Source organism: Streptomyces sp. NPDC002130 (assembly GCF_040296465.1).
Taxonomy (GTDB): Bacteria; Actinomycetota; Actinomycetes; order Streptomycetales; family Streptomycetaceae; genus Streptomyces.
Genome location: NZ_JBEOXI010000758.1, coordinates 1 through 1,556 on the forward strand (window position 1 = coordinate 1; position 1,556 = coordinate 1,556).

General features: G+C 64.3%; 2 protein-coding genes. Both read left to right on the top strand.

From position 1 onward, the window contains the following. The coding region (locus tag ABT116_RS45225) for a metal ABC transporter permease (RefSeq protein ID WP_351646870.1) at positions 1 to 701 on the top strand (701 nt) is incomplete at its 5' end. A 49-nt stretch (positions 702 to 750) separates the two neighbouring features. Next, positions 751 to 1,512: a LamB/YcsF family protein gene (locus ABT116_RS45230; protein WP_298778892.1), complete on the top strand. Its 762-nt coding sequence runs from the start codon at positions 751 to 753 to the stop codon at positions 1,510 to 1,512. The last annotated feature ends 44 nt before the right edge of the window (positions 1,513 to 1,556 follow it).

Genomic DNA, 1,556 nt, shown 5'->3' on the forward strand with positions numbered 1-1,556 from the left:
GTGAGCTGTCACTGACGGGCGCATCCGCCGCACTTCTCGTCGGTGTGGGCGTCGGCTTCGGTGCCATCGTCGGATCCGTGGTCGCGGCAGTGCTGTTCGGACTGCTCGGAGCCAAAGCGCGCGACCGGGATTCGGTGATCGGCGTGATCATGGCTTTCGGCCTCGGCCTGTCGGTGTTGTTCCTCTGGGCATACGACGGTCGCACGGGAACCAGCTTCTCACTGCTGGTCGGACAGATCGTGGCGCCGGGAAACAGCGGTCTCGAACTTCTGCTGCTGTGCGCGGTCATCGTGATCGGCACACTCGGATTCATCTACCGCCCTTTGCTGTTCGCGAGCACCGACCCCGAAGTTGCTGCAGCTCGCGGTGTTCCGGTTCGGGCACTGTCGATCGTGTTCGCCGTGTTGGTCGGCATCACCGCAGCACTCGGCGTACAGATCGTCGGTGCGCTGCTGGTGATGTCGCTGCTGATCACCCCCGCAGCGGCCGCCGCGTACGTCACGGCAAGCCCACTCAAGGCCACGATCCTCTCCGTCGTGTTCGCCGAACTGGCAGCCGTCGGCGGCATCCTTCTCTCGCTGGCACCCGGCGTTCCCGTCTCGAGTTTCGTCACCTCGGTCTCGTTCGTGATCTACCTGATATGCCGACTCTTCGGATCCGCACGTCGCAAGAATGCCGGACGGATTCCGGCCCACGCCTGAACACCGAGAGCCACGCATATCTCGAAGCTCATGTACCTAGAATCGAGGTATGGGCTACAGCGTTGATCTGAACAGCGACCTCGGCGAGGGCTTCGGAGCCTGGACCCTGGGCGACGACGACGCCATGCTCGAACTTGTCACCAGCGCGAACATCGCCTGCGGATTCCATGCCGGGGACCCGACAACGCTGTTGGCGACTTGCGAATCCGCAGCCACCCGCGGCGTGCGGATCGGCGCGCAGGTGGGTTACCGAGACCTCGCCGGTTTCGGGAGACGCTTCATCGACATGTCCCCGAAGGACCTCACCGCCGACGTCATTTATCAAATAGGGGCGCTCGACGGTTTGGCTCGTGTCTCCGGATCGCGGGTCACGTACGTCAAACCCCACGGCGCGCTTTACAACGCAATAGTCCATCACCGTCGGCAAGCACGGGCGGTCGTCGCCGCTGTCGTCGCCTACGACAGTTCGCTACCCGTTCTCGGACTACCGGGTTCGGTGTTTCTGGAAGAGGCTCGAGAGGCCGGCCTCGAGATCGTCGCCGAGGCTTTTGCCGATCGCGCGTACACGGCGGAAGGCACCCTGGTTCCCCGCACCGAGTCCGGCGCCGTTCTGCACGACCCGACGCTGGTTGCAGAACGGGTTCGGCGGATGGTCGTCGACGGCGAGTTGGACGCAGTCGACGGAAGCACGGTGAAAGTCGCCGCAGCATCGGTGTGCGTCCACGGTGACAGCCCGGCAGCTGTCGACATGGCCGCAGCGATCCGCGCTCTCCTCGAATCCTCCGACGTCGAGATTACGCCCTTCGCATGATCACGATCCTGCCAGCCGGTGAATCCGCAGTCCTCCGACCGGGC